This window comes from Rhodanobacter koreensis (assembly GCF_054782855.1).
Genome location: NZ_BAAGRR010000011.1, coordinates 229276 through 247686 on the forward strand (window position 1 = coordinate 229276; position 18411 = coordinate 247686).

The following is an 18411-nucleotide window of genomic DNA, read 5'->3' on the forward strand; positions in this document are numbered from 1 at the left end:
CCTCGACAGTCATGCCTCGCAGCGCCCTGCCATGAATGCCATGCCGACCCGCTCTCGCCGCGACAACGTCAAGGCGATCTTCCGCGTTGTCGGCGGCAATTTCCTCGAGATATACGACTTCATGGTCTGTGGCCCTTGCTGCTCGCCTGCACCGTACTCGCCTTGCTCACCGCGTATCCGGTGCTGCACTGGCTTGTGGCCAGGCCCGGCTTCGAGCGGTTGCTCGGCGTGGATCTGTGGCTATCCTGCATCTACGCCAGCTACAACGGCGCACTGGTGGTGGCGCTTACCGAAATCATGCCGGTCGAGGTGCGCACTGCCGGTTTCTCGCTCGCCTACAGCCTCACCATCATGCTGGGCGGTTCGAGCCTCGCGATCTCGCAATGGTAGATCCATCTCACCAGCAACAGCGCCGCGCCGGGGCTGTTGCTGTGGCTGTCGTTCGCGGCGCTGTGCGGATTGATCGCCACCGCGCTGGTGTATCGCAACCCGGAAAAGCGCATGTTGCATCGGGCATAGGCCGCCACGATGTGTTTGGGAACATGCTGCACAGCATGGAATGCATCGCCGCGAGCTACCAAGCTGTTGGCGACGTGGAGCCACGTATAAAGGCGTATCGTCCACGCTCCGCACCGTCGGGTTTCTCATGGCAACGAAGATGTCCTTCCCCCAAGCCGGCTTCTTGAGCCATCTGGAGCTGCTTGGTGAATCCACTTCCCTGCTTGCTGGCGCAGCGCTTTCGCCACTACTTGCCCGGATTCTTTTGACTTCGAACGAAACGACCGTGGAACTGACCAAGGCCACCGGTTGCCTGATCCAGTTGCTGAAGGCAAAGCTGGCAACGCTGAAGGCAGCATTCGACACGGACCTGGCAGCCGACGAACTGCGTCGCTACCAGAAGTTTGCCAAGCCCGGGCAACCGTCGCCACATATCGTCCAGCTCCGGCAGAAGCAGGCCGCCGCCCGACAAGCCTCCAGCCAGTCGAAGCAATCTTTCATCAAGGCCGCCGCGGCGTTTGTCCGTGAAGCCGGCATCGAAGTTCCACAACGTGTGGTGCTTGAAGTGTTCATCACCCACTGGATCGACGCCAACGTGCCCAAGGACTTCGTCCACGCGGCATGACAGGGCCGACCTTCGGCCGCCACCACTTCAGTTGTTTGGAATTGTCGATAGCTTCTATGCCTGCTCACAAGCAATACAGACCTTGCGAAGCGGATAGCCAAACAGCAACCTCCAAATATCCGCCACCCAAAGCGAACATTGCATGTCGCTTCATGTGCAACGATAAAGCGGCACGATGGATCCGGTTATACATCCGGTTGTTAGCCGGACCCCGCACAGATAAGCTCCAGGTGAATCATAGCGTTGCGTCGGAACCCACGAACGTGATCAGGAATGTATAGCCGGACCCACGGGACCGTTTATTAGGTAGTTAGAGGTTGCTGTCATGCGTGTAGCATCTGAAACATGGCGATCCATAATCGCGCGCGACAATGGTATTTGTCAGTACTGCGGAGTCGATTTGTTTGCCACCTTCTCTTCGTATTGGTCAGCTACAGTTGACCATGTTCATGCGGTGGCTACTGGCGGCACTGATGACGCAATTAACCTTGTTGCGTGCTGTCCAGCATGCAATTCCATGTTATGCCGTAGTGGCCACTTGCAAACAATTCTCGAACGTAAAGCATTTGTAGCCGCTCGTCGCGCTCAAGAACAAGCAGGGTATGAGGCTTGGTTACGTGAGCATCGGGGGCTCGCGGTGTAGCCTCTAACAACTCATCCAAGCGGACGCGCGTACCGCGCGCCGCTTAACTCAGGCGTTAGACCCGTCCAGACATGCTTACAATCGACCTCAACGACCCAGCTCAGTTCACGCGTGAAAATGTTGCCAAGCTCATTGGCTCAGTCTTGGACACCCAGAACTGGCAGCTACGGGTAACAAAGCAAGGCATTGCGTACTTATCTGACGTAACGGGGTCACGTGACATAGAAGGCTTGGCGTTTCGCTTCGAGACTTGGGGTGCTAGGAACAACTATGTTGGGTTCCAAGCTGCGCATGACCAAAGCTGGGTCGCACAGGTTTTTGCCGACCTCATGGAAAATTGGCCAGATCCAAAAGATTCCTACATCGGGTGCTAGGTCTAACATTTCGTTCAAGGCGGACGGCTTCGCCGCCGCTTAACTCCAGCGTTGACCGTCAGCTCCTGGCCGAAACGGTCTTACGCACCAACGAATTCGTTTCCGTCCAGCAAAAAGTCGGCCACGCGCTGTATCCACGCGCTAGCATCGGTCATCCCCAAAGGAGATACCCATGCGCCGCACCCTGTTCTTTCTGGCGCTTGCCGCCGCCATCGCTCCGTTGCATGCCACTGATGCCCCCAGCGTGCAGGCAATGGCGCAGCAGGAGCTGCCGCAAGTCACCGCGTGGCGGCGCGATATCCACCAGCATCCGGAACTGAGTAACCGCGAGGTACGCACCTCGGCACTGGTCGCCGCCGAGCTGAAGAAGCTGGGACTGGAAGTGCATACCGGTATCGCGCATACCGGCGTGGTCGGCCTGCTCAGGGGCGACCTGCCCGGCCCGCGGCTGGCGATCCGCGCCGACATGGATGCGCTGCCGGTGACCGAGGAGGTGGACCTGCCGTTCGCCTCGAAGGCCAAGGGCGAATATCGCGGCAAGCCGACCGGCGTGATGCACGCCTGCGGCCACGACGCGCACACCGCGATGCTGCTGGGCATGGCACAGGCATTGAGCGGCATGAAGAAGCAGTTGCACGGTTCGGTGCTGTTCGTGTTCCAGCCGGCCGAGGAAGGTGCGCCGGCCGGTGAGGAAGGCGGTGCCTCGCTGATGCTGAAGGAGGGCCTGTTCCGCGACTTCAAGCCGGACGCGATGTTCGGCATGCACGTGGTCAGCTCGCTCAACGTGGGCACGGTGGCGGTGCGGCCGGGGCCGACGATGGCGGGCTCGGACTGGTTCCGCATGGTGGTACACGGCAAGCAGACGCATGGGGCGATGCCGTGGGACGGAGTCGACCCGATCGTCACCTCGGCCGAGATCATCAGCGCCGCGCAGACCATCGTCAGCCGCAAGCTGGATATCGGCAACCTGCCGGCGGTGCTCAGCTTCGGCATCATCGAGGGTGGCTCGCGCTACAACATCGTGCCGGACCAGGTGGAGCTGCAGGGCACCTTGCGCACGTTCGACGCCGATATGCGCCAGCAGGCGATCGACAATCTGAAAAGCATCGCCGAGCACATCGCCGCCGCCAACGGCGCCACCGTGGAGGAACAGATCCCGGTGGGTGACAGCAACCCGATCCTGGTCAACGATCCCGCGCTCGCCGCCCGCGTGCGCAGCAGCATCGGCAAGGCGCTCGGCAGCGAGCACGTGATCGAGGCGAAACCGTGGATGGCTTCGGAGGACTTCGCCTATTTCGCCAAGGCGGTGCCCAGCGTGTACTTCTTCGTCGGTGCCACGCCGCTGGGCCAGGACGCCTCGAAGGCACCGGCCAACCATTCGCCGAAGTTCTACCTCGACGAGGACGCGCTGAAGATCGGCATGGAGTCGATGCTGCAGGCCAGCCTGGATTACCTCGACGCCCCGGCTTCGTGAGTGGCGAACCGCACGCATGGCCCGCATCCTGATCCCGCTGCCACGCCGTGACTTCGATCCGTCCGAAGTCGCGGTGAGCTGGCACACCCTGCATGCCGATGGCCACCAGGTGATCTTCGCCACGCCGGACGAGCGCATGGCCAGCGCCGACGAGTTGATGATCACCGGCATCGGCCTCGATCCGTGGGGCTGGATACCGGGACTGCGTCGACTGCGCCTGGTCGGATTGCTGCTGCGCGCGGATCGGCATGCGCGCAGCGCGTATGTGTCGATGTTGCAGGATATGGCCTTCCACGCGCCGCTGCGCTGGGACGATCTAAACGTTGCAGACTTCGATGGCTTGCTGTTGCCCGGCGGGCATCGGGCATGCGGCATGCGCGAGTATCTGGAGAGCCGGCAACTGCAGCGTCTGGTCGCGGCATTCTTCGCGGCGAACAAACCGGTCGCGGCGATCTGCCACGGCGTGTTGCTGGCCGCGCGCAGCCATGCGGCCAGCGGCCGCTCGGTACTGCATGGGCGCCGCACCACCGCGTTGACCTGGGCGCTGGAAAAGAAAGCCTGGGCGACGGCGCGGATCAGCCGCTTCTGGGATCCGCTCTATTACCGCACCTATGCCGAAGCACCGGGCCAGCCGGTCGGCTACATGTCGGTGCAGCAGGAAGTGACACGTGCACTGGCCGATCCGGCCGACTTTCTCGACGTGCCGCGCGATGCACCGGACTACCGCCGCAAGACGAATGGCCTGGCACGCGACAGCGACGCCGATGCGTCACCGGCCTTCGTGGTGCGCGACGGCAACTACCTCTCCGCGCGCTGGCCCGGCGACGTGCACCGCTTCGCGCGGGAGTTTTCGGCGATGTTCGCCAGGCCGTAACCGCGACGCTTACAACGCGGTCGCGTCCGGATGCGCTTGCTGGAAACGGCGGTGGTGGATCAGCAGGCCGCCGAAATAGACGATGTAGTAACCGACCAGCAGACCGATCACCAGCATGGTCAACGGACTGGAGGCGTAGCCGCCCATCGGTGACCCCGGATAACCTCCAACCTGTGTCGTCATAGCCGATACCTGCTGCATCTGCGGCAGTACCACCATGAAACGCCAGAGCAACCGGCCGAGCAGCAGCACGGTGAGCAGCGCGCCGATCCACGGGTTCGGCACATAACAGTCGCCCTTGACCGGGTCGACTTCGAAGCGGGTCAGCCTGATGCCGAGCAGGCCCAGCGCGCCGCCGATCAGCACGCCACCAAACAATCCCCCGGCCAGTTCGACCCGGTGAAAACCGCTGAGCGCCAGCAGCACACCGATGACCGAAAACACCACGATGCGCGCGATCATCCGCTTGCGCCGGATCGGCTGGCGGCCGAACTGGCGGCTGACGCGCCGCCACACGATCCAGGCCAGCAGCGGCAGCATGATCAGGTAGTTGGTCATGTGGGGAGGCATCGGCGTCACCGGGTGATGGACTGCACCCAGCTTAATCGAGCGAACGGCGGCTGACGACTGACGTTTGTCATCTCTCGCCCCATCCCGGCGGGCAGGCTCAACCGCTGCCCAGCTGTTCGGCAAGCGAACGCGTCCTCTCCGTCACCACATTGCCGGTATGCCGGGTCGACTTGCGCTCGATCAGCATCAGCAGGCATTCCTGCTCGGCCACCGGATTGTGCCGCACGCCCCTGGGCACCACGAACATCTCGCCTTCGTCCAGTTCGACGGGCGCGGCATGTTCCAGCTCGATGCGCAGATGCCCCTGGAGGATCAGGAACAGCTCGTCCTCGTCGTCGTGACTGTGCCAGCACAGCTCACCAAAGACCTTGGCGACCTTGATGTAGCTGTCATCGACTTCGCCGACGACCCGCGGCGACCAGTAGTCGGCGAGTGCGGCAGCGATGGCTTTCGGCGAACTCGCGCTGGACATCATACTGGTCTACTTCGCCTTGCCCTGGTTCGCCACCGCGGCCATCTTCGCCGCGATCGCGTCGGCATCGCCGAGGTAGTAGTGGCGCAGCGGCTTGAGATGCTCGTCGAACTCGTACACCAGCGGCACGCCATTGGGGATGTTCAGCTCGACGATCGCCTCGTCGGAGATGCCGTCGAGATATTTCACCAGCGCGCGCAGCGAGTTGCCGTGCGCGGCCACCAGCACGCGCTGGCCGGCCTTGATCGCCGGAGCCAGCTCCTCGTGCCAGTACGGCAGCACGCGGGCCACGGTGTCCTTCAGGCATTCGGTGTCGGGAATCTCTTTCGGATCGAGCGTGGCATAGCGCGGGTCGTGTACCGATTCGTTGGCGCTGCGCTCCAGCGGCGGCGGCGGGATGTCGTAGCTGCGGCGCCAGACCTTGACCTGCTCCTCGCCGTACTTCGCCGCGGTCTCGGCCTTGTTGAGGCCGGTCAGCGCACCGTAATGGCGCTCGTTGAGGCGCCAGTCGGTATGTACCGGCAGCCACATCAGGCCCATCGCGTCCTGCACGCCCCACAAGGTGCGCACGGCGCGCCTGAGCACCGAGGTGTGCGCCACGTCGAACGCATAGCCCTCGGCCTGCAGCAGCCGGCCGGCTTCCTGCGCCTCGGCCATGCCCTGCTCGGTGAGGTCGACATCGGCCCAGCCGCTGAAACGGTTGTCGAGGTTCCACTGCGATTGGCCGTGGCGGATCAGTACGAGCTTGTGCATGGCTGCGCTCATCAGGATGCGGTAAACCGCGAATGGTGCAGGCCGGCCCCGGCATCGTCAAATGCCGACCCTGCCACAGGTCATGCTAAACCGATGGGAGCGTCGAGGCATCCTAGTCTTACCACTCACACACGGAGACAAGCCATGCGTCGTCTTTCGACGGTTCTCATCACGACTGCATTCGCGCTGGGCCTGCCGCTGCTGGCGGTGGCGCAGGACAGCGACATCGACAAGGTCAACGGCTCGGTACGGGTCGAGGCCGGCCAGCATGCCGGCACGGTCAGCACCGTCAATGGCGCGGTGCACATCGCCGACGGTGCCGTCGTGCGCAAGGCCAGCACCGTCAACGGCTCGATCGAACTGGGCGACAAGGCCCAGGCCGGTGAACTGGGCACGGTCAATGGCGCGATCAGCCTGGGCGACGGCAGTCGCGTCAGCGGTCAGGTCGACGCCGTCAATGGCAGCCTGCACCTGGCCCCCGGCGCCGAGGTTGGCGGCAAGCTGAGCAACGTCAACGGCGCCATCGTGCTGGACAACGCACATGTCGCCGGCGGACTCGGCACGGTCGGCGGCGACATCACGGTCGGCGCGAACTCGCACGTCGAGGGCGGCATCCTGGTCGACAAGCCGAGCGGCTGGTTCAACTGGAACAGCCGCACGCCGCTGGTGGTGATCGGCCCGCACGCCGTCGTGCAGGGCACGCTGGAGTTTCGCCGGGATGTGGTGCTGAAAGTCAGCGACAGCGCGCAGATCGGCCCGGTGAAAGGCGCCACGGTGGTGAAGTTCAGCGGCGCGCAGCCGTAAGGTGAGGAGTGAGGGAAGAGGAGTGAGAAGTGAGAGTGTGCCAAAGCCAGTGCGACTTGCTTTCTCTCACTTCTCGCTCCTCTCCACTCACCTCTCGCTCATAGCCAGTCGCGTGGCTTCAGGTAATCGGCCAGCCGCGCCTCGGCGGAACCCGGTTCGGGCGTGTATGCATACTCGAAGCGCACCCGCGGCGGCAGGCTCATCAGGATCGATTCGGTGCGGCCACCCGACTGCAGGCCGAACAGCGTGCCGCGGTCGTAGACCAGGTTGAACTCCACGTAGCGGCCGCGCCGGTACAACTGGAACTCGCGCTCGCGCTCGCCGTACGGCGTGTCCCTGCGGCGTTCGACGATCGGCAGGTAGGCATCGAGGAAGCCCTCGCCGACCGCACGGGTGAAGCCGAAGCAGCGCTCGAAGCCACCTTCGTTGAGGTCGTCGAAGAACAGTCCGCCCACGCCGCGCGTCTCGTCGCGGTGCTTCAGGTAGAAGTACTCGTCGCACCACTGCTTGTAGCGCGGATAGACATCCGTGCCATAGGGCGTGCACAAGTCGCGCGCGACGGTGTGCCAGTGCACCACGTCCTCGTCCACCGGGTAGAATGGCGTGAGGTCGAAGCCGCCGCCGAACCACCACACCGGCTGCACGCCTTCCTTGCTGGCCTCGAAGTAGCGCACGTTGGCGTGCGTGGTCGGCACGTGCGGGTTCTTCGGATGCAGCACCAGCGACACGCCGGTGGCGATGAAACTGCCGCCGGCCAGCTCCGGCCGGTGCACGGTCGCGCTGGGCGGCAGCTGGTTGCCGGACACACGCGAGAAATTCACCCCGCCCTGCTCGAACACCGCGCCATCACGCAGCACGCGGGTACGCCCGCCACCACCGGCCGCGCGTTGCCACGCGTCCTCCTCGAAATGCGCGCTGCCGTCGACCTGCTCGATCGCGGCACAGATGCGATCCTGCAATTCGCGCAGGAAGGTTTCGGCACGGTCTGCCTGCTCGCTCATCACGCTACCCATGACTTCTAATGACGCGAGCTTAGCAAGCCGCGACAGCGCCGGCCGATGCGGCGCGGTGTCGCGCACAGCTGTCGCCGGTCAACCCTGCCACAGGCGGTGTTGCAGCCTGGTGCCGATGTCGTTCTGCCGCGGCCCGTATCCTCAACTGATCCGTGCGCGCATGCGCCGATGACCGATCAGCTGGGCCCAGCGCAGACCCAGATCGGTCCACATCAGGTAGCCGGACTCGATCAGCAGCAGACCCAGATAACGCCCATGCCACGGCAGCTTCGGCTCGGCGGCCACCGGCGACGCGGTGAAACCCAACCGGCGTGCCAGCAGCAGGCAGCGGGCGAGATGGTAGCGGCTGGTCACCAGCGCCACGGACGGCAATGCCGTGCCATCGACTTGCGAAAGCAACAGGCGGCGCGCATGTCGCAGGTTCTCGAACGAATCGACCGACTCCTGCTCCAGCTCCACCCGCACCTCGGCAGACAGCCCGTGCCGCCGAAGCCATTCATGACCAGCCTGCGCCTCGCTGTGCTGGCCACCGCTGCAGCCGCCGAGCAGCAATACGTGACGGGTTTGTTGCTGCTGGGTCAGGGTCAGCACGCGATGCAGGCGTTGCCGGTAATCCTGTCCCGGCGCATCGCCCTCGAGTTGGCGACCGAACACCAGCGCAATCATCCGACGCGGTGGTGCCAGCGGGCTGCGCACGGCGACCCGGCAGACATGGATCAGATAGCCCAGCCAGACCATACCGGCGCTCAGCAGCACCGCCAGCACGGTCACCACGCCCGCATGCAGGATGTCGCGGTCGCGCAGATAGCGCCAGGGGCTTCGTGATGCAGGCATGCTGGACGGCACGGGAATCAGCGGTGATCGGCGAAGACCGTCCAGCTTAACCGGGCGGCACGGGGTTCGCGGCATGTTCATGCCGGCATGGCCACGATGCGGATCCGCCGATGGGCGCGCCGACACAGGCTAGGCAAGCCTGGAGGCGGCCGCTAGGCTTTCCTGATGCCTGTTCAGATGACCCCTCTCGCGATCACTGCGTACACTGCCACCTCGGCCATGGGCCACGGTCTCGCCGCCCAGCTCGGCGCGCTCCGGCATGCCCGCAGCGGCTTGCGCCCGAACGATTTCAGCAGCGCACCGCTGGCCTGCTGGATCGGTCGTGTCGATGGCGTGGAAGACGCCGCGCTGCCCGCGATCCACGCGGCATGGGAATGCCGCAACAATCGGCTGGCGTGGCTCGGCCTGAATCAGGACGGCTTCCTCGGCCACGTGCAAGCCGCGCGCGAACGCTACGGCGCCAGCCGCATCGCGCTGCTGCTGGGCACCTCCACCGCCAGCATCGGCGCCACCGAGGAAGCCTATCGCCGGCTCGACCCCGATGGCGGTTTTGCCGGCGACATGCTGCGGCCGGCGATCCATGCACCACATTCGCTGGCAGCCTTCGTGCGCGAAGCCCTGGGCCTCGAAGGCCCCTGCCTGACGATCTCCACCGCCTGCTCGTCCAGTGCCAAGGTATTCGCGAGCGCCGAGCGGATGCTTCGCCTCGGTCTCGTAGATGCCATCGTGGTCGGCGGCGTCGACACCTTGTGCGACAGCGTGCTGTTCGGCTTCAACGCGCTGGAACTGGTCTCGCCCGAGCCATGCCGGCCGTTCGATGCCGCGCGCAACGGCATCTCGATCGGCGAGGCGGCCGGTTTCGCCCTGCTCGAACGGATCGACGCCGCACCCGCTGCCTTGCAACTGCTCGGCTACGGCGAAGCCAGCGACGCGCACCACATGTCCACCCCGCATCCGGATGGCCTCGGCGCCGAGCTGGCGCTGCGCGATGCGCTGTCGCGCGCCGGCCTCGAAGCGACCCAGATCGACTACATCAACCTGCACGGCACCGCCAGCCTGAAGAACGACGAAGTCGAGGCAGCCTTGGTCAGCCGCGCCTTCCCGACCGGCACGCGGGCCAGTTCCACCAAGGGCTATACCGGCCACACGCTGGGTGCGGCCGGCATCGTCGAGGCGACGATTGCGCTGCAGGCGATCGAACATGGACTGGTGCCCGGCAACCTCGGCGGCATCACGCCCGATCCGATCTGCGGCGCGCAGTTCGCCTGGCAGAACGAGCAGCAACACATCGAGGTGGCACTCAGCAACTCGTTCGGCTTCGGCGGCAACAACGCCTGCCTCGCATTCGCTCGCGCGGGATTTGTCGCATGAGCATGCTGCGTGTCTACATCGAAGGTGTCGGCCTGTGGTCGCCGCAGCTGGCCAATTTCGCGGCGCTGAAGTCATTGCTGGCAGGCACCGTGCCGGAACCTCCACCGACCCGGCCCACCGCCGCCACGCTGCCGCCGAACGAACGCCGTCGCGCACCGGAGAGCGTGCTGCTGGCGGTGGAAGTCGCCGACCAGGCGGTAAGTATGAGCGGCCGTGCTGCGAGCGAACTGGCCTGCGTATTCGCGTCCTCGCATGGCGATCAGCCGATCACCGACTACATGTGCGCCACGCTGGCGAACACGCCCGCCGAACTGTCGCCGATCCGTTTCCACAATTCGGTGCACAACGCCGCAGTCGGCTACTGGACGATCGCCACTGGTTGCCACGCGCCCTCCACGGCCGTAGCTGCGCAGCGTGCCAGCTTCGGCGCCGGTCTGCTAGAAGCGGCCTGCCAGGTGCTGGCCGAGCAGCGTCCGGTTCTGCTGGCATGCAGCGATACCGCTGGCAGTGGGCCACTGCTGGAAGCCACCGGCTGCACCCAGTCGTTCGGCTGTGCACTGGTACTGGCACCGGAAGCGAGCGCCACCGCGCTGGCCCGACTCGAGCTGACGCTGACTTCGGCCCGACCCGTCACGTTGCTGGCCGAACCCATGGAACGCTGGCGCGATGCGAATGCCTCGGCCGCAGCATTGCCATTGCTGGCACTATTGACCATGGGGCATGGCCAGTGTCAGCTGGATGCTGCCGCCACACTGGGATTGCAGATCGACATGGATCGAATCGAAAGGGAGCCGGTCGCTTGAACACCACCGTTGCGCGCTGGTGCGTGCTGATTCCCTGCCTCAACGAGGAAGCCGCGATTCAGGCGGTGGTCGAATCCGTACTTGCACTCGGTGCGCCGGTGATCGTGATCGACGACGGTTCGGATGACCGCACGCCGGAGATCGTCGCCGCGTTGCCGGTCACCCTGTTGCGCCACGTCACGCGCTGCGGCAAGGGCGAGGCGCTGCGCCGCGGTTTTCGCGAAGCACTGCGGCAAGGCTTCGATGCCGTGCTGACCATGGACGGTGACGGCCAGCACCTGGCCAGTGACATCCCGCGCATCGTGGCCGCCGCCGCGCAGTATCCCGATCACATCGTGATCGGCGCCCGTCTGCTCGACCGTGCGCAGCAACCGATGAGTCGCCGCCGCGCCAACGCCGTCGCCGACTGGGGCATCTCGTGGGCCTGTGCGCAACCGGTCGCCGACACCCAGAGCGGCCAGCGCTGGTATCCGCGCGCGGCACTGGAGCTGGTGGACCTGCCGGCGGAGAACTTCGTGTTCGAGGCAGCGATCCTGATTGCTGCCTCGCGCGAGAAAAAGCTCGGCGTGGTCTCGGTGCCGATCGCGTCGCGCTATCACGGCGAGTTCCGGCTCAGTCATTTCAACCCGGTGCGCGATGTCACCCGCATCACCGTCTATACCATCGGCCGGGTGATCCACTACGGCAACGTCATCGCCAGCCATCGTCGCTCGCGTGGCACACCGACCGTGGTCTGCGACAACCGCTGAAACCATCCCGCATCGCGGAGTCAGGCCATGCCGCCGTTGACACCGATCACCTGGCCATTGATGTAGGCCGCCGCATCGCTGCACAGGAATGCCACGAGCGCGGCGACTTCCTCCGGCTTGCCGGCGCGTTGTGCGGGCACCAGCTCGCGGATGCGTTCCGGCGGAAAATCCTCGCCGATCATGCGCCCCTCGATCACGCCCGGCGCGACCACGTTCGCCGTGATCCCGCGCGAGGCCATCTCGCGCGCCAGCGATCGGGTGGCGCCATGCAGGGCGGCCTTCGCCGCCGCGTAGTTGGCCTGCCCGCGATTGCCGAGCTGCGCCGCCACCGAGCTGACCGAGACGATGCGGCCAAAGCGTGCGCGCGCCATCGGCAGCAGCAACGGCTGGGTCACGTTGAAGAAACCATGCAGGGACACGTCGATCACACGATGCCATTGCTCGCTGCTCATGCCGGCCATCGGCGCATCGTCGTGGATACCGGCATTGTTGATCACGGCATGGATCGGCCCCTCGGGCAACAGCGCATCCAGCGCCGCACGCGTCACCTCGGCATCGGTGACATCGAATGCCGTGGCCTGCGCGCTCCCCCCGGCGTCACGGATCGCCACCACCACCGCTTCCGCGCGGTGCAGGCTCTGGTTGGCATGCACGATGACGTGATAACCGGCTGCAGCGAGCGCATGGCCGATCGCACCACCGAGTTCACCACTGCCGCCGGTAACCAGCGCACGGCGCAGAACAGCTGTTGCAGACATGACGTGACCTCGCAGCTCAGGACTCGGGATGGCGAAATTCAGGATAAATGACCGCAGCGCGCCCGCTGGCCAGCAGGCGACCGCGATGCTCGACGCGGAACGCGTACTGCGCACCGCCATCGTCGGCGTACAGACATTCGGCATGGATATCCAGCATGCCGTCCAGTCCGTCGACATACTCCTCGAACAGCTGCACATCGCGCAGGCTGACCAGCCGCCCCGGCCGCGCCACGTCCACACCGTCGACACGTGCCAGCAGGGCACCGTGCACGGCCATCGCCTGTGCCCCGTATTCGGCCAGATGCACCGCGTGCAGACCGTGCGGGCCGCGCAGCGGGTTGTCCATGCGCGCGTGGCTGGCACTGACCGCATGGATCGTGCACTCGTCCCACACCTGCACCGCATCCAGCAGGCACATCGTGCCGGCATGCGGTATCAGCTGCGCCCAGTCAGTCTTCGGAAGCATGCGTATGCGGCGCCATCAGGATCGACAGACAGAAGTGGAAGGCCACGCCCAGGCTTACCGTGAGCCCGATCGCGCGCAGTACCGGAATGCTTGCCCACGCCAGCATGCCGAATACCAGCAGCGCGGACAGCACGCATACGATGGTGGCATGCAGGGTGCGCCGCTGCTCGGCCGGATCGCCGGTATCGCGCTCGAAGAACAGCGCATAGTGCAGGCCGAGCCCGCCGGCAAGGATCAGCGCAACCAGATGGAACAGCGAGATCTCGATGCCAGCCACGCGCTCCACCGCCAACACCAGGAACGTCGCCAGCGTCATCGGTGCCAGCACATGCCAGGCGCGGCGCAGGCTGCGCAGCGCCAGCGCAATCGTCAGCACCAGCAGCAGGCTGGCGACCAGGAGTGCCTGCAGGATGCGCGTACGATAGTCGGCCACCAGCGATTCCGAGGCCGCTTTCAGGTCGAGCAGGCGCACCGCGCCATGCGTGTTTTCGCCGAGCGCCTGCAGCGCGGCCACATCATGCACGCCACTGACCGTACCCAGCCCCAGCCAATGGCCGTCGCGCTGCACCAGCATCGCGGCAAGACGTTGACCGAGCGGCGTCTGCGCGTAACGCTCGGGTGTCAGCGGTGGCAATCCGCGCGCAGTCTGCACATCGTCGAGAAATGGCTGGAACAGGTCGGGACGGAATGGCAGGCCTTGCAAGGCCTCGTTCAACTCGTGCTGCAAAGTGGCGCGATTCGGCAGCTTCTGCTGACGCGCGAGCTGCAGCGCCACGGTCGGCAGATAGCGCGACGGCAACTCCAGCGCATCAACCGCATGTTTCGCCACCGGCGCATCGACGCGCGGCTGCAGCCTTTCCGACAAGGCCAGCACGCCCTGCTCGGTGGGTGCCTGCAGCACCAGCAGATAGCGGACATCCGGTGCGCCCAATGCCTCGCGCAGACGGGCATCGTTCTGCAGCATGTCCTGCGGCAACGGGGTCAGTGCAGCGAGATTGTTCTGCCAGAACGGACCGGGCGCGAATGCCAGCATCAGTGCGATCGCCATCGCCACCAGCACCGGAATCCAGCGCGGTCGTGGCAGCCGGTCGACGAACGCGCGCGCCATCGCCAGCCAGCGCATCTGCGCTACATCGCGAACGCGCACAGGAAGCAGATGCGACAGCAGATAACGCGTGCTGAAACCGGCGACCAGCAGGCCGACGATGGTGAATACGGCGAGCTGCTTCAACCCGTTCACGCCGGATGCGTAGAACGCCAGGTAGGCAATGCAGGCCGAGGCGATCGCGGTAAGCAGCAGCGGCCACAATGCACGCACGCTCTGCACGGCATCCTCGCCGGCACGGCGATGGCTGAGCACGCGGATGGGATATTCCTGCGCAACGCCGAGCAGGGTGAAACCGAACGCCAGGGTGATCCCGTGCACTTCGGGAAAAGCCAGCGTCAGTGCGGCGATGCCGGCCAGTGCCGCGCTGGCGATCGGCAGCGCCGAGAGAAGCAGCGAACTGAAACTGCGATAGGCCAGCAGCAGCAACGCGATGAAGCCGACACTGGAGATGCGGCCGATCCAGTCGGCCTGCTGCCGGGTCTGCGTGCCCATCACCACGCTGAAATAACCCGGACCGCTGAACCCGAGTTTCGCGCCGGCACTCCCCGGCAGCGCATCGAACGCGTGCCGGATGCCGTCGATCGCCTGCTGTTGCGCGTCCGGGTCGAAACCCGCGGCGGAAGTCTGCACCAGCAGCAAGGCTTCGTCCTGCGGCGAGAACCACACGCCTTCCCGCACGTCGGGCGATTTTGCCGGTGCCCAGCGCTCGGCCAGCTTCAGCACTTCCAGTGTGGGGTCACGCGGCAGCAGGCCCTTCAGCAGGCTTGCCGCCGGCGAGGACAGATCATCCAGCCGTTGCTGCAGCTGATCGGCCAGATACGCTTCGTCCAGCGGCTGCGTATCCAGCGTCGGCGACAGCAGGTAGCGATACGGCAGCAGGCCGGAAGGCAGTGCAGCCAGGTCGAAGCTGCCATTGAGCACCTGGCTGTAGCGCTTGTCGTTGCGCAACGCGCTCGCCAATCCCTGGCTCAGCGCCGCCAGTCGTGTATCGGCAAGTTGCCCGTGGGAGTCACTACTGATCGCCAGCAACAGCAGGCGCGAGCCGGGCCCGTCACCGACCTGCTCCATCAGCAACCGCTGATCCGGCGTGGTTGGCGCAGGCATGAAACTGCGCAGATCGGTACTGACCTTGAGCCGTTGACTGACCATCCAGCCGAGTCCGGCCAGCACCAGCAACCAGACGACCAGCAGCGTGGTACGACCGCCGCGGTGCATGTTCAGTGCGTGCCCTGGCACAGCGCCTGCAACGCTTCGCGCGTTGGCTGTGCGGGCATCTTCGCCGCCAGCGGGCCCAGCAGGTCGATCGCAAGATCGCCGTCGGCCTCCTGCATGCGCATGCAGCGCGACTCCTTGCCGACACCATCGATCGTGATGCCGGCGATGGTTTTCGCCACCTTCGCATCGCGTGGAATCAGGCTCAGCGTCCACGTCCCGGCCGCGTCGCCGCTCTGCCGTATCTCGAACGCCTGCTGCAAGCGCCCGGCATCACCACTCAGCAACGCGACAAAACTGTCCAGCAGCACCTGCAGCTGGGGGGCACGTTGCAGCGAAAAGTGTCGTGGACTCTTTCCCGCTTGCTGCTGCGTCACTTCGCCGTCGGTGATGGTGGCGGTTTCCTCCTTGGGATGCAGGACGTGCCGCTGCAGCTTGTCGCCACCCAGCCATGCCAGCTCACCGGACACCACCAGCGGCCGCTCCAGCACCTGCATGAAGCGCGCCTCGGCAAACGGCGTACGTGCCGGCGGCGGCACACCCAGTGCCGTGATCAGCGCATGTGCGGATGACGATGACGCAGCGGGAGCCGGGGTGGCGCTACCGGCCTCAGACGCCGACGCGCTCGCCCACAGGGGCAGCGCCATGCCCAGCAGGAGCACGCAGATCTTGCTGCCAGAAATCATAGAAATTGAACCAGTTGTAGGGAGCGACATGGACGTAATGTTCCAGACGTTGCGCATAACGGGCAATCATCGCGTCCAGCGCCGGGCCGCGCTGCTGCCGCGGAATCTCCACCCGGTCGGCCAGCGGCTCGAAGATCAACCGGTAGCGGTTACCGCCCAGATACAAACCGAAGCACAACACCACCGGCACCTGCAACGTGTGCGCCAGCAACCATGGGCTGACCGGAAACGGCGCCGGCGAACCCAGGAATGGCGCATACCGCAACACTTCGTGGCCACGCCCGCGATCGGCCAGCATCGCCACCACGGCGCCGTTCTGGCAGGCCTCGGACATCGCCAGCGCAATCGAGGTGCCATCCTGCGCGGCGTCGATCACGTTGGCACCCACTTCCGGCGCCAGCGCCTCCAGCAGTTCGGTCAGAGCCGGTGTCTTCTGCTTGTCCAACACCACCCGCAACGGCATTTCCGGCCGACGTGCGCCGAGCGCCCGCAACGCCTCGAAGCTGCCCTGGTGCGAACCGAACAGCAGCACGCCACGCCCCAGCGCAATGCGCTGGTCTAGCAGTTCCAGCCCTTCGACCTCGATCCGGAACGGTTTCTCGCCATGCGCCAGCAGAAACACCCGATCCATGATCGTGGCGGCGAAACAGTGGATATGCCTGAGCACCTGCCACGGCATCACGGGTTGGCCGAACACGCGCTGCAGGTACTGCTGCGATGCCTGCCGCTCCGGCCGGCGGCGCAGGTAGAAATACAGCGTGATCGGATATAAGCACAGCCGCGCCATGCGGCGACCGCCGTACAGCGCGATGGCGCGGATCAGCCAGATGGCGAAACGGCCGCCACCTTCCGGCCGGCTCTGCCAGTGTTCGTTCGTGCTCATGTCGCTCCCTCGACCAGGCCACGCGCCAGCAGGTTGCCGCCACGTCGAACCTCGAAGCGAAAGCGCGATCGGTCCGCATCCGTTTCCGTCAAATGCAGCATGGCCGCCTCATCCGGCAGCAGCGGCGCCACGAACTTCGCCTCCAGCACACGTGCCAGCCGCTGGTTTCGCCATGCGCGCAGGGCCAGTGCCACCTGCTCCAGCAGAATCACCCCGGGCACCAGCGGATGGCCCGGGAAATGGCCAGGCAAGGCCGGATGCGCGGCATCGATGCACAGCGCCTGCTCGTATACGGCGTGGTTCATGGGGTGACGGCCCGGCTGCCATGCAGCAGTTGTGGCCAGTGCAGGGCCAGCTGCAGCAGCATGTCGTGCAGGCCGGGATGGCTCAGATGACGCAAGCGCCAGCGGCGATAGCCGTACTCCAGCAGGAAGGCGGCACCAAGCAGCACATAACCACCCACATGCAGCCACGCCGCGGCCCAGCGATCCGACAGCGGCAGCGGCGAGGCGATACCCAGCCGCGCCAGCAGGCCGCTGTGCTCGGCGAACAATAACAACACGGCCAGCGCGATGGCCTGCATGCCCAGCAACAGCGTCCAGAACCAGGTGAGCTGACGTGCGTAGCCTGCCACCCCGGGTTGTTGCAGCCGTTCGGCACCTTCGATGGCAACGATGAAGCGCGCCACCAACGGCTCGGACGTGCTCAACGTGCGCCCGAACCAGCAGGCCAGCAACACATTGATCAGCACCGGCACCGCTTCCAGCAGCAGACTGGCGAACCCGTACAGCGACAACAGCAACAAGGTCGCCAGCAGACCCAGCCACGCCAGCCACGGTCCGGCACGCCGGGTCAGCAGGCGCGGCAGCAGTACGGCGGTCAGCAGCAGCGAGAGCGCGATCAGCGGGAAAACCTGCCGATGCGTCAGCGCGCCGGCCATGGCCAGCAACGGATACGCCAGCAGCAAGACCAGCACATAACGCCGCGTCGTGTGTTGAATCGGTTGCACACAAGATGTCATGCCGGATTCCGCCATGGCTCCGCCAGAATCGACAGCCTGCCACTTGCGGCTGAATACCATGTGACGAAGCCGGTGACGCCGAGGGGTTGAAGCGTGAACGTCAGCCGACGCGGTGCTGCTCGACATGTGCGGAGAGCGTGCGCAGGCTGGTGAAAATCTGTCGGTTGTCCGGGTTGTCCGAGCGCAGCTGGAACCCGTAACGCTTGGACACGGCCAGCGCGATTTCCAGCGCGTCGATCGAATCCAGGCCCAGCTCGCCCCCGAACAACGCGGCATCGGGGGCGATCTGTTCCGGCGTGACGGCTTCGAGATTCAGGCATTCCACGATCAACGTGGCCAATTCGTGCTGCGCTGCTGTCTGTTCTGCCATGCTCGATTCCGTACGCCTGATTCATTGCCTCCCCCCGGTGGCAGTGGGCG

General features: G+C 65.3%; 22 protein-coding genes. 9 read left to right on the top strand and 13 right to left on the bottom strand.

Annotation, left to right across the window (positions count from 1 at the left end):
* Positions 1 to 135 precede the first annotated feature (135 nt).
* The 5 genes from ACYVKM_RS13285 (at position 136) to ACYVKM_RS13305 (ending at position 4488) form a co-directional block, all read left to right on the top strand.
* Positions 136 to 390 carry a hypothetical protein gene (locus tag ACYVKM_RS13285; protein ID WP_460878091.1) on the top strand — a complete coding sequence of 85 codons (255 nt, stop codon included), beginning with the start codon at positions 136 to 138 and terminating at the stop codon, positions 388 to 390.
* A 256-nt stretch (positions 391 to 646) separates the two neighbouring features.
* Positions 647 to 1123 (top strand): hypothetical protein, encoded by a 477-nt coding sequence (locus ACYVKM_RS13290; RefSeq protein WP_460878092.1) that lies wholly within the window; start codon positions 647 to 649, stop codon positions 1121 to 1123.
* 325 nt (positions 1124 to 1448) lie between these two features.
* Positions 1449 to 1766: an HNH endonuclease gene (locus ACYVKM_RS13295; RefSeq protein ID WP_460878093.1), complete on the top strand. Its 318-nt coding sequence runs from the start codon at positions 1449 to 1451 to the stop codon at positions 1764 to 1766.
* Positions 1767 to 2312: 546 nt separating this feature from the next.
* Positions 2313 to 3614 (top strand): amidohydrolase, encoded by a 1302-nt coding sequence (locus tag ACYVKM_RS13300; RefSeq protein WP_460878094.1) that lies wholly within the window; start codon positions 2313 to 2315, stop codon positions 3612 to 3614.
* Positions 3615 to 3630: 16 nt separating this feature from the next.
* Positions 3631 to 4488, top strand: a complete 858-nt coding sequence (locus tag ACYVKM_RS13305; RefSeq protein WP_460878095.1) for a type 1 glutamine amidotransferase domain-containing protein — start codon at positions 3631 to 3633, stop codon at positions 4486 to 4488.
* A 9-nt stretch (positions 4489 to 4497) separates the two neighbouring features.
* Here the strand turns inward: ACYVKM_RS13305 and ACYVKM_RS13310 are convergent, their stop codons facing one another.
* The 3 genes from ACYVKM_RS13310 to gpmA all read right to left on the bottom strand — a co-directional run bounded on the left by ACYVKM_RS13310 (position 4498) and on the right by gpmA (position 6283).
* A complete protein-coding gene (locus ACYVKM_RS13310; protein ID WP_460878096.1) occupies positions 4498 to 5058 on the bottom strand; it encodes a DUF1453 domain-containing protein in 561 nt (186 codons plus the stop codon).
* 97 nt (positions 5059 to 5155) lie between these two features.
* Positions 5156 to 5530 (bottom strand): cupin domain-containing protein, encoded by a 375-nt coding sequence (locus tag ACYVKM_RS13315; RefSeq protein ID WP_460878097.1) that lies wholly within the window; start codon positions 5528 to 5530, stop codon positions 5156 to 5158.
* A 9-nt stretch (positions 5531 to 5539) separates the two neighbouring features.
* Positions 5540 to 6283 (bottom strand): 2,3-diphosphoglycerate-dependent phosphoglycerate mutase, encoded by a 744-nt coding sequence (gpmA, locus tag ACYVKM_RS13320; RefSeq protein ID WP_460878098.1) that lies wholly within the window; start codon positions 6281 to 6283, stop codon positions 5540 to 5542.
* Between the two features lie 144 nt (positions 6284 to 6427).
* Between gpmA and ACYVKM_RS13325 the strand changes: the two genes are divergently transcribed.
* The gene (locus tag ACYVKM_RS13325; RefSeq protein WP_460878099.1) at positions 6428 to 7087 is read left to right on the top strand and encodes a DUF4097 family beta strand repeat-containing protein; all 660 of its coding nucleotides are present in this window, start codon (positions 6428 to 6430) and stop codon (positions 7085 to 7087) included.
* A 98-nt stretch (positions 7088 to 7185) separates the two neighbouring features.
* Here the strand turns inward: ACYVKM_RS13325 and hemF are convergent, their stop codons facing one another.
* Together hemF and ACYVKM_RS13335 are read right to left on the bottom strand one after the other, a co-directional pair.
* Positions 7186 to 8088, bottom strand: a complete 903-nt coding sequence (gene hemF / locus ACYVKM_RS13330) for an oxygen-dependent coproporphyrinogen oxidase (protein WP_460878100.1) — start codon at positions 8086 to 8088, stop codon at positions 7186 to 7188.
* Positions 8089 to 8241: 153 nt separating this feature from the next.
* Positions 8242 to 8934, bottom strand: a complete 693-nt coding sequence (locus ACYVKM_RS13335) for an ElyC/SanA/YdcF family protein (RefSeq protein WP_460878101.1) — start codon at positions 8932 to 8934, stop codon at positions 8242 to 8244.
* A 165-nt stretch (positions 8935 to 9099) separates the two neighbouring features.
* Between ACYVKM_RS13335 and ACYVKM_RS13340 the strand changes: the two genes are divergently transcribed.
* Genes ACYVKM_RS13340 through ACYVKM_RS13350 form a run of 3 tightly spaced genes read left to right on the top strand, consistent with a single transcriptional unit; the run spans position 9100 to position 11857 of the window.
* The gene (locus tag ACYVKM_RS13340; RefSeq protein ID WP_460878102.1) at positions 9100 to 10305 is read left to right on the top strand and encodes a beta-ketoacyl-[acyl-carrier-protein] synthase family protein; all 1206 of its coding nucleotides are present in this window, start codon (positions 9100 to 9102) and stop codon (positions 10303 to 10305) included.
* The gene (locus tag ACYVKM_RS13345) at positions 10302 to 11108 is read left to right on the top strand and encodes a beta-ketoacyl synthase chain length factor (protein WP_460878103.1); all 807 of its coding nucleotides are present in this window, start codon (positions 10302 to 10304) and stop codon (positions 11106 to 11108) included. The genes ACYVKM_RS13340 and ACYVKM_RS13345 overlap by 4 nt, the downstream gene beginning before the upstream one ends.
* On the top strand, positions 11105 to 11857 hold the full coding sequence (locus ACYVKM_RS13350) for a glycosyltransferase family 2 protein (protein ID WP_460878104.1): 753 nt from the start codon (positions 11105 to 11107) through the stop codon (positions 11855 to 11857). Before ACYVKM_RS13345 ends, ACYVKM_RS13350 begins: the two co-directional genes overlap by 4 nt.
* A 20-nt stretch (positions 11858 to 11877) precedes the next feature.
* Here the strand turns inward: ACYVKM_RS13350 and fabG are convergent, their stop codons facing one another.
* From fabG to ACYVKM_RS13390, 8 genes are all read right to left on the bottom strand, one after another.
* Positions 11878 to 12615, bottom strand: coding sequence for a 3-oxoacyl-ACP reductase FabG (gene fabG / locus ACYVKM_RS13355; protein ID WP_460878105.1), 738 nt, complete (start codon positions 12613 to 12615; stop codon positions 11878 to 11880).
* A gap of 16 nt (positions 12616 to 12631) precedes the next feature.
* A complete protein-coding gene (locus ACYVKM_RS13360) occupies positions 12632 to 13081 on the bottom strand; it encodes a phosphotransferase (RefSeq protein ID WP_460878106.1) in 450 nt (149 codons plus the stop codon).
* Positions 13065 to 15404, bottom strand: a complete 2340-nt coding sequence (locus ACYVKM_RS13365; protein ID WP_460878107.1) for an MMPL family transporter — start codon at positions 15402 to 15404, stop codon at positions 13065 to 13067. The genes ACYVKM_RS13360 and ACYVKM_RS13365 overlap by 17 nt, the downstream gene beginning before the upstream one ends.
* Before the next feature lie 2 nt (positions 15405 to 15406).
* The gene (locus tag ACYVKM_RS13370) at positions 15407 to 16063 is read right to left on the bottom strand and encodes a LolA-related protein (RefSeq protein ID WP_460878108.1); all 657 of its coding nucleotides are present in this window, start codon (positions 16061 to 16063) and stop codon (positions 15407 to 15409) included.
* A complete protein-coding gene (locus ACYVKM_RS13375; RefSeq protein ID WP_460878109.1) occupies positions 16011 to 16970 on the bottom strand; it encodes an LpxL/LpxP family acyltransferase in 960 nt (319 codons plus the stop codon). The genes ACYVKM_RS13370 and ACYVKM_RS13375 overlap by 53 nt, the downstream gene beginning before the upstream one ends.
* Positions 16967 to 17275 (bottom strand): hydroxymyristoyl-ACP dehydratase, encoded by a 309-nt coding sequence (locus ACYVKM_RS13380; protein WP_460878110.1) that lies wholly within the window; start codon positions 17273 to 17275, stop codon positions 16967 to 16969. Before ACYVKM_RS13380 ends, ACYVKM_RS13375 begins: the two co-directional genes overlap by 4 nt.
* A complete protein-coding gene (locus ACYVKM_RS13385) occupies positions 17272 to 17979 on the bottom strand; it encodes a COG4648 family protein (RefSeq protein WP_460878111.1) in 708 nt (235 codons plus the stop codon). The genes ACYVKM_RS13380 and ACYVKM_RS13385 overlap by 4 nt, the downstream gene beginning before the upstream one ends.
* 112 nt (positions 17980 to 18091) lie before the next feature.
* Entirely contained in the window at positions 18092 to 18361 is a 270-nt protein-coding gene (locus ACYVKM_RS13390; RefSeq protein WP_460878112.1) for a phosphopantetheine-binding protein, read from the bottom strand.
* Between the last annotated feature and the right edge of the window lie 50 nt (positions 18362 to 18411).